This is a genomic window from Streptomyces sp. NPDC006265 (assembly GCF_040613555.1).
Taxonomy (GTDB): Bacteria; Actinomycetota; Actinomycetes; order Streptomycetales; family Streptomycetaceae; genus Streptomyces.
On the sequence record NZ_JBEXSH010000365.1, the window covers coordinates 1 to 8,426 of the forward strand.

An 8,426-nucleotide genomic window follows, 5' to 3' on the forward strand; every position below is an offset into this window, starting at 1 on the left:
ATCGAGGCCGCCCGCCAGGACGCCGAGACCATGGCGGCGGCCCTGCGCGAGCACATGAACCTGGACCCTGCCCTGGACCCCATGGACCTGTTCCAGCAGGTACGCGTTCACCGCGGAGTCCACGCAGTCGCTCCCACTGCCGTAGGCGCCATGCCCCTCGCCCCGCCAGGTGAGCAGCACCCCGACGCGCTTGCCCAGCTCGCCGGCCATCCTCCGCGCGCCCTCGTACGGCGTGGCCGGGTCGCCGGTGTTGCCGACGACCAGGACCGGTGACGCGCCGGGGGCGCTCACCTCCGGGGTGTCGTGCTGCCCGGGCACCGGCCAGTCGTGGCACCAGCCGGCCGTGTCCCAGCCGAGGAACGTCCCGAAGACCGGGGAGACCGTTTCGAATCGAGGCAGCAGCTTCTTCGTCTCGGCCACCGTCGGCCGCTGCCTGTCGTCCAGGCACGATATGACCCGCTGGGAGTGGGTCGTCGTGCCGTAGCGCCCCGACGGATCGCGTTCGTTGTAGCGGTCGGCGAGGACCAGCAACTCCGAGCCGTCGCCGCTCTCCGCCGCCTCGAGGGCGCTGGCCAGCGTCGGCCAGCTGTCCTTGCTGTACAGCGGCAGGATGATGCCGGTGACCGCGAGGGCCTGGGTCAGCTTCCGTCCCGGCGCGCCCGTCGCCAGGGGGCGGGCGTCGATGCGCCGGAGCAGCTCCGCGATCTTGCGCGTGCCGTCCTGCGGGTCCTGGCCCGTGGACCTGAGATAGCCGTTCAGCGCGCGCTGGAAGCCCCTGGCCTGGTTCAGGGCATGGCCCACGGTGTCGGCGGTGGGGTCGACGACCGCGTCCAGCGTCATGCGCCCCACCTTCGTCGGGAAGAGGTGGGCATAGGTGCCGCCCAGTTCGGTGCCGTAGGAGATGCCGAAGTAGTTCATCCTGTCGTCGCCGAGGACCTGCCGGATGCGGTCCATGTCGCGGGCCGAGTCGGCGGTCGAGACATGCGCCATCAGCTTCCCGGCGTCCTTCTGGCAGCCCTTGCCGAAGTCGGCGGCGTCCTCGAAGTACGCCTTCTCCTCGGCGGGGGTGTCCGGGGTGACGTCCACCGACTCGGCGGCCTGGATCTGCTTGTCGCCGCGGCAGCGCACGCCCTCGCTGGCGCCCACGCCGCGCGGGTCCCAGCTCACCAGGTCGTACCGCTCGCGGAGTGAGGAGACGGTCGGGGCGTACGACGGCATCATGGACACGCCCGATGCGCCCGGGCCGCCGAAGTTGAACAGCAGCGACCCGAGGCGGTCCTCGCCGCGGGCCCTGGCGCGGATCAGCCCCAGGCCGATCGTCTCGCCGTCCGGTTTCGACCAGTCCAGCGGCACCTTCACCGTCGCGCACTGCCATTCGCTGCTCGGCGCGGGGCCGTCGGCGGTTGCCTCGCAACGGCCCCAGGAAAGACTGCTCTTGTCGTCGTCGGACGAACCGCCGCTACAGCCGGCGGCCAGCAGGGCCGAGGCGGCCGCCAGAGCGGTCCACCGAGCGAGGCGCGTCATTGCCCATCCCCCCTTCGCAGGCCGCCCGCTCCGTGCCGCGGATGGCGGTCAGGCCATGGTAGGCAGATCCCACGTCGGCCGTTGCAGCCTGTGGATAACCTTCTGGCCTGCTAGTTCGTCAGGAACGTCGCAGGTGTCAGGAGCAGACGGTCCCCGCCGGTGGCACTTTCCCGTCCAGCAGATAGCCGTCCACCGCGCCCTGCACGCACTTGTTCTTGCTGTCGTAGGCGCCATGCCCCTGGCCCCGGTACGTCAGCTCGACACCGACGCCCTTGCCCAGCGCGTTCACCATGGCCCGCGCGCCCTCGTACGGCGTGGCCGGGTCGCCGGTGTTGCCGACGACCAGGATGGGAGCCGAGCCCGGAGCGCTGACGTCCGGGTGGTCGGCGGCGCCCGGCACGGCCCAGTCGGTGCAGCTGAGCATGGACCACGCCAGGTAGTCGCCGAACAGGTCCGATGCGGCCCGGAAATCGGGCAGCTTCCGCTCGACATAGGCGCTGTCGTAGCGGGGTTTGTCGTCGGCACAGTTGATGGCGACGTTGGCGGGGGTGATGTTGCTGTACTCGCCGTTCTCGCTGCGCCCGTTCATCGAGTCGGACAGCGACAGCAGGATCCGGCCGTCACCGTCGTACGCCTGCTCCAGGCCCTCGGTGAGGTACTCCCAGAAGTCCTGCGAGTACAGCGCCTGTGCGATGCCGCTGGTCGCCGCGGTCTGGGTCAGCTGACGCGGGAAGATCCCCGGGATCGGAGTGCGGTCGAGGTCGTCGAGCAGTCTGGCGATACGGTCCTTCACGTCCTGGGCGCTGTCGCCGATCGGGCACTCCTCGGCCTGCGACACGCAGTCCTCGGCGAAGTTGTCGAGTGCGAGCTGGAACCCCTTGGCCTGCCCCAGCGACCCCTGTTCGGGGTCCTGCGTGGGGTCGACGACGGCGTCGAACACGGCTCGGCCGACCCGTTTCGGGAACAGGTGGGCGTAGACGCCGCCCAGTTCGGTGCCGTAGGAGATGCCGAAGTAGTGCAGCTTGTCGTCGCCGAGGACCTGGCGCATCAGGTCCAGGTCGCGGGCCGCGTCGGTGGTGCGCACGTGCGGAAGGATCTTCTCCGAGTTGTCCTCGCAGGCGTCGTTGAACTCCTTGGTGTTGTCGACGAGCTGGGTGCGCTCGGCGGCGTCGTCGGGGGTTGCGTCCTGCTGGAAGTAGGCGTCGAGCTGCTGGTCGTTCTCGCAGATCACCGGGTCGCTGCGGCCGACCCCGCGCGGGTCGAAGCTGACCAGGTCGTAGCGGGTGCGCAGCTTCTCGTAGCCCTCCGCGAAGGCGGGCAGCGAGGTGACGCCCGAGCCTCCGGGGCCGCCGAAGTTGAAGATGAGCGAGCCGATGCGTGCGTTCTCGGGGCCGGTCGTCCTGACCCGGATCAGCTCCAGGCCGATCGTGTCGCCCTTCGGGTCGCTCCAGTCGAGCGGGGCCTTCATGGTCGCGCACTGCCACTCGCCGTCGTCCGGCAGAGGAGAGGGCGAGGTGCCTCCGCCCTGGGCCGCGTCCGGGGCAGGGCAGGCCTTCCAGCTCAAGTCCTGCCGCGTGACGTCCTCGTCCTTGGCGTCGTCGCCGCAACCCGCCAGCACGGTCGACAGCAGTACGGCGGAGGCGGTCAGGGCGGCGGCGCGCAGCCGGAGGAGGGGTGGCATGGTTCCATCCTGCGGCGGTACCGAAAAGGGCGCGCGGGACGCGTGCCGTATGAGGTAGGAGGGGCAGGGGAGGAAGCTGCTCCCCGCCCGGTCGTGTCAGAGGGCCTGCTTGCGCGAGAGGTGGTTGAAGGCCAGCCAGCCCGGCAGCACGGGCAGCCACAGCGTCAGCAGGCGGAAGAGCAGGACCGCTGGTGCCGCGACCTCCTTCGGCAGCCCGACGGCGATCAGACCGACGGTCAGGGTCGCCTCGACCGCGCCCACACCGCCCGGTGTCGGCGCCGCGGACCCGAGGGCGTTGCCCGCGAGGAAGACGACGGCGACGCTGGCGATGCTGATCGACGTGGACTCGTCGCCGAACGCGCGGATCGACGCGTCCAGGCACATGACGAAGCAGGCGGTCAGCAGCAGCATGCCGCCGATGCCGGTGACGAGCTTCTGCGGCCGCTGGAGCACGTCCAGCATGCGCGGCACGACACCCGCGAACAGCGACCGCACGCGCGTGACGACGAACTTCCGCAGGAACGGCACCGACGTCACCACGAGCACGAGCACGGCCACCGTGAGCAGACCGGCGATGACCGTCCGGGACGGCGACAGCGACGGCGTCTTCTCGGTGCCGGTCAGATAGCCGAAGGACAGCAGCATCAGGATGTGGCAGCCGAGCCCGAACAACTGAGAGGCGCCGACACTCGCCACCGCGAGCCCCGGTCGTACTCCCGCCCGCTGCAGGAAGCGCGTGTTCAGGGCGACTCCGCCCACCGCCGCCGGGGCGACGATCTTCACGAACGACCCGGCGACCTGCGCCGCGACGGTCCGTACGAAGGGCACCCGCTCGGGCACGAACCCCAGGAGCGCCATCGCCGCCGCGATGTAGCTGCACATCGAGAACAGCACGGCCGCGGCGACCCAGCCCCACTCGGCGTTCGCGATGAGCGGCCCGAGCTCGATGTGTGTGAGCTGCGTCAGCAGGAAGTACGCGCCGATCGCGCCGGCGATGAAACTGATCAGCGTGCGCGGCCGCACCCGCTCCAGCCGGGCCGGCTCGACGGGCGCCTGCGGCCTGATCCGCAGCACCGCGTGCCGGATCTGGGTGAGCAGGTCCTCCTCGCGCGCCTCCTCCAAAGCCTCGTCGATCGCCCGCTTCTCGGCCCGCTGCTCCGCCCGTGCGGCCTTCTTGTCGGGCTTCTCCAGAACGACGCGTGACTGCTCCGCGTCCTCCTCAAGGCGGGCCTGCTTCGCCTGCCGGGACGCCTCCAGGACCGCCTCGCGCTCGCGCTGGGTACGCTCGCGGGCCAGTCTGCGCAGCGTCGCGCGCGTGGAACGGCTGAGCGCGATGGGCTGGAGCATCGGCAGGCAGTCCGCCACCGCGTCGGGTCCGAGCACCCCCACCGCCGAGGCCACCGTGCGCTCGGCGCCGACCCGCAGGCCGAGGGTCACCAGCAGTTGGGAGGTGTCCATGCGCAGCAGCAGATCGCCGGCCGCGATCTCGCCGACGCGCAGATCGGTGAGGATCACCTTGCCGGAAGGATCCACCAGGATCGCGTCGCCCACCAGCCTGCGATGCGCGATACGCCGCGACTGCAGGGCCTTCACCTGGTTCCAGGTGTCGCGCAGCAGGTCGTCGGTGATCTCCTCGTCGGACAGCGAGTCAAGGGTGCACCCACCGCTGTGCTCGTAGACGAGCATCACCGCGTCGGGGCCGAGCTCCGAGGTGGCGATCAGCTTGGGTGCGTTGGCTCCGGCCGCGATGGCCGCGTACGCCAGCAGGGCCTCCTGCTCCAGGGCTTGGCGCAACGACTGGAGGCTGCTGCGGGTGGCGAAGCCGCGCAGCGTCAGGTTGCGCCAGGCGCGGTAGAAGAAGCCCTGGGCCTGTTGCTCCCGGTCGACCACCGTCACGTCCAGGGGTGGGCCGTCCTCCAGCGTGACGAAGTAGCGGCGGCCCCGGTCCCCGGTGTCCGGGTTGTCCGAGGTGTCCTCTCGTGAGGCGCTGACCGGGCGGAACCCGACCGTCCGCAGGCCGGCCATCAGCGTCTGCCCGGTGGGCCGGACATTGGGCGAGCCGACCGCGTACAGCGTGCCGTAGGCCACGGTCCAGCCGATCAGCACGGTCAGGATGATCGAGAACGGGGTCGTGTACCCGGTGACAAGCATCGAGAAGGCGTCGAGGAGCAGCACGACCCACAGCACCGCGCGCCATCTCGGTCTGCGGGACATGCCGACGGCCGTCATGTAGGCGATGACCGGGGCCAGATATCCGTGCACGGGATCGGTCAGCGCGTGGATGTCGCTGGGGGAGGGCTGGGTGAGCGCCTCCTGGATCGAATCGGGGGCGGCCCTCGCCACCCACAGGTCCGTGGCGAGGGTCACACCGTGCGCGAGGACCGCCGCGAGCACGCCGTCGGCGATCCGCAGCCCGTCCCGTTTGATCAACCGCTCGATGGCGAAGGCGACCGGCACCAGCAGGATCGCGATGCTGGAGGCCAGCCCCGCGATCTTGATGAGCAGGTCGGGCGCCTGCCCGGTGCCCTTGTTGATGTCCTGTTCGAGTCCCGAGGTGGTGCCGTGTGCGAACGCGGCGATCCCGATCAGGACCGCGACGGCCAGCACGCCCACCAGCAGGCGCATCAGGTCGGACGGGCGGTGCACGCGCGCGGGGAGCAGCGGTTCGTCGCCCTCCACCTCGTCGATGTGCGCGAGGTCGGGCTCCTCGGCGGCCGCCCGGGGCTTCTTCGCCGTCCCCTTCGGACCGTCGGCCGGGGTGTCCGGGCGCGACGAAGCGTCAGAGGTGCCCTCCGTGTCCTCGGGGTGCGCACCCTGCTGCTTCATCGTCTCTTCTTGGTCTCGTATCACCGATCACCGCCCGCACGATGGTGGCATGCCGCACCGGCACACGGGGCAATCAGGGTGCACATGCGGGGGCGGACAGTCTGCCCGACGCGCCCCTGCCGGACGAGGGAAACGCTCCGGAGCGCGACCGGCCCGTTGTCGGTGGGGTGGGGCAGGATGGGGCGGATGAGTGAGCAGAGCCCTGAGGGGGGCCGGTACGAGGACGGGCCCGCGCAAGCGCTGCCCGAGTACGCCGAGCAGGTCCTCGACGTCGCCGAACTGATTCCGTCGGGTCGTGTCATGACCTACGGGGACGTCGCCGAGTGGCTGGAGCAGGGGGGCCCGCGGCAGGTCGGCCGCATGATGGCGCTCTACGGAGGAGCCGCTCCCTGGTGGCGCGTCGTCCGCGCGGACGGCGTTCTGCTGCCCGGGCACGAACAGCGGGCGCTCGGCCACTACCGGGCGGAGGGCACGCCCCTGAAGGAGGCGAGCCGCGCCGCCGAGGGCCACCTGCCGCGCATCGACATGAGACGGGCGCGGTGGGACGGCGGCGATCGCGCGGAGGGTCACACCTGACAGCTTCCGCCATCGGACGGCCTCTCGTGTGACCCGTGATCCGTACGGGGGAATCCGGGCACACCGTGTGCATGACGTACGTTCGTGAGGCGAGGGGCACGAGTGCCGAGAGTGTCCGGCGGGAAGAAGGGGAAGCCCTGCTTCCGCCTCATTCGGCGGCGTAGCGTCGGCTGCGCGTGCCCCCGTCACCCCGCGGTCACCGCCCGCCACCCGCGGTGGCCCGCCAACCAGCACTTCCACCAGAACCGGCGAACCACGTGAGCTCCTCTTCCTTCACCAGCGGCCTGTCGCACCCTCGGGTGCGGCGGGGGAGCCGTGGCGCTTACCGACTGGTACGTACCCCTCCTGCTCGGGTGGACCCCCCTCTTTTGGACGCCTCACAGCGCTCCGTGGTTGACCACAGGCGGGGACCGCTGCTCGTCCTCGCAGGTCCGGGCACCGGCAAGACCACCACGCTCGTCGAGTCCGTGGCCGAACGCGTCGCCCGGGGCGGGGACCCCGAGCGCGTCCTGGTGCTCACGTTCAGCCGCCGGGCGGCCGTTGAGCTGCGCGACCGCTTGGCCCGACGGGCCGGGGCGGCCCGCGCTCCCCAGGCGACCACCTTCCACTCGTTCTGCTACGCCCTGGTCCGCGCCCACCAGGACAGCGACCTCTTCGTCGAGCCGCTGCGACTGCTGTCCGGCCCCGAACAGGACGTCTCGGTGCGGGAGCTCCTCGCGGGCCAGATGGACCTGGAACGGCTCGGCCTCGCGCACGTGCGCTGGCCGGACGAACTGCGCGCCTGCCTGACCACCCGCGGTTTCGCCGACGAGGTCCGCGCGGTGCTCGCCCGCAGCCGCGAACTGGGCCTCGGTCCCGACGCCCTGGACGCCTTCGCCCGCCGCACGGGACGGCCCGACTGGCGCGCCGCGGCCGCCTTCCTCGCCGAGTACCTCGACGTGCTCGACCTGCAGGGGGTGATCGACTACGCGGAACTCGTCCACCGAGCGGTGCTCCTGGCCCGCCGCCCCGACGTCGCGGCGTGGCTCGCCGCCCGGTACGACGCCGTCTACGTCGACGAGTACCAGGACACGGATCCCGCTCAGGTACGACTGCTGGACGCCCTGGCCGGCGGTGGCCGCACGCTCGTGGCCTTCGGCGATCCCGACCAGTCGATCTACGCGTTCAGGGGTGCCGACGTCAACGGCATCCTGGATTTCCCGCACGCCTTCCCCCGCGCGGACGGCCGCCCCGCCCCCGTCTCCGTGCTGCGCACGTCCCGCCGCTCCGGAGCCGGCCTGCTGACCGCCACCCGGCTGCTCACCCAGCGCATGCCGCTGACCCGCCTGCCTGCCGAAAAGGTGCGTGCCCACCGCGAACTCGCCCCCGTACGGGACGGCGGCCGCGTCGAGGCATACACCTACCCGACGTCCGGGACGGAGCTGGACAACATCGCCGACATCCTCCGCAGGGCCCACCTGGAGGACGGCGTCCCCTGGGGCGCCATGGCCGTCCTGGTGCGCGCCGGCTCCCGCACCATCCCGACGGTCCGCCGCGCCCTCACGGCGGCGGGCGTCCCCGTGGACGTCGACGGTGACGACGTGCCGCTGCGGCACGAACCGGCGGTGGCGCCGCTCCTGACGGCGCTGCGGGCGGTGGCCGCGGCGGAGGCCGGGTCTTCCGAACCTCGGGAGCCCGACGCCCAGGAATCCTCCTCCGAGGACACTCCTTCCGCGCCGCAGGACACCTGCTGGCTCGACACCGAAACCGCCCTCACCTATCGCGTTTCGCGGTGCGCGGTGTGCGCATTGCAACGCGGGCAGTGCTTCTTCATCTCAAG

Annotated in this window: 5 protein-coding genes and 1 pseudogene; 2 read left to right on the plus strand and 4 right to left on the minus strand. The window is 71.4% G+C overall.

All coding sequences use genetic code 11. From position 1 onward, the window contains the following. The 3 genes from ABZ281_RS26540 to ABZ281_RS26550 form a co-directional block, all read right to left on the minus strand. Window positions 1-1,524: alpha/beta hydrolase (locus ABZ281_RS26540; protein ID WP_356659353.1), on the minus strand; the 1,524-nt coding region annotated here is incomplete at its 3' end. A 136-nt stretch (window positions 1,525-1,660) separates the two neighbouring features. After that, window positions 1,661-3,205 (minus strand): alpha/beta hydrolase, encoded by a 1,545-nt coding sequence (locus tag ABZ281_RS26545; protein WP_356659355.1) that lies wholly within the window; start codon window positions 3,203-3,205, stop codon window positions 1,661-1,663. Window positions 3,206-3,301: 96 nt separating this feature from the next. Beyond that, a complete protein-coding gene (locus ABZ281_RS26550; protein ID WP_356659357.1) occupies window positions 3,302-6,031 on the minus strand; it encodes a lysylphosphatidylglycerol synthase domain-containing protein in 2,730 nt (909 codons plus the stop codon). Between the two features lie 186 nt (window positions 6,032-6,217). Here ABZ281_RS26550 and ABZ281_RS26555 point away from each other — a divergent pair, with 186 nt between their 5' ends. Beyond that, window positions 6,218-6,607 carry an MGMT family protein gene (locus ABZ281_RS26555; RefSeq protein ID WP_356659359.1) on the plus strand — a complete coding sequence of 130 codons (390 nt, stop codon included), beginning with the start codon at window positions 6,218-6,220 and terminating at the stop codon, window positions 6,605-6,607. Between the two features lie 257 nt (window positions 6,608-6,864). Further along, window positions 6,865-8,259, plus strand: a pseudogene (locus tag ABZ281_RS26560) (ATP-dependent helicase); the annotation flags it as partial. Between the two features lie 104 nt (window positions 8,260-8,363). Here ABZ281_RS26560 and rpmG read toward each other — a convergent pair. Next, on the minus strand, window positions 8,364-8,420 hold the full coding sequence (gene rpmG / locus ABZ281_RS26565; protein WP_356659361.1) for a 50S ribosomal protein L33: 57 nt from the start codon (window positions 8,418-8,420) through the stop codon (window positions 8,364-8,366). Window positions 8,421-8,426: the final 6 nt, after the last annotated feature.

Excerpts from the sequence above, each read along its gene's own strand:
- ABZ281_RS26555 (WP_356659359.1), top strand. The coding sequence starts at position 6,218 with ATGAGTGAGCAGAGCCCTGAGGGGGGCCGGTACGAGGACGGGCCCGCG.
- ABZ281_RS26545 (WP_356659355.1), bottom strand. The coding sequence starts at position 3,205 with ATGCCACCCCTCCTCCGGCTGCGCGCCGCCGCCCTGACCGCCTCCGCC.
- ABZ281_RS26550 (WP_356659357.1), bottom strand. The coding sequence starts at position 6,031 with ATGAAGCAGCAGGGTGCGCACCCCGAGGACACGGAGGGCACCTCTGAC.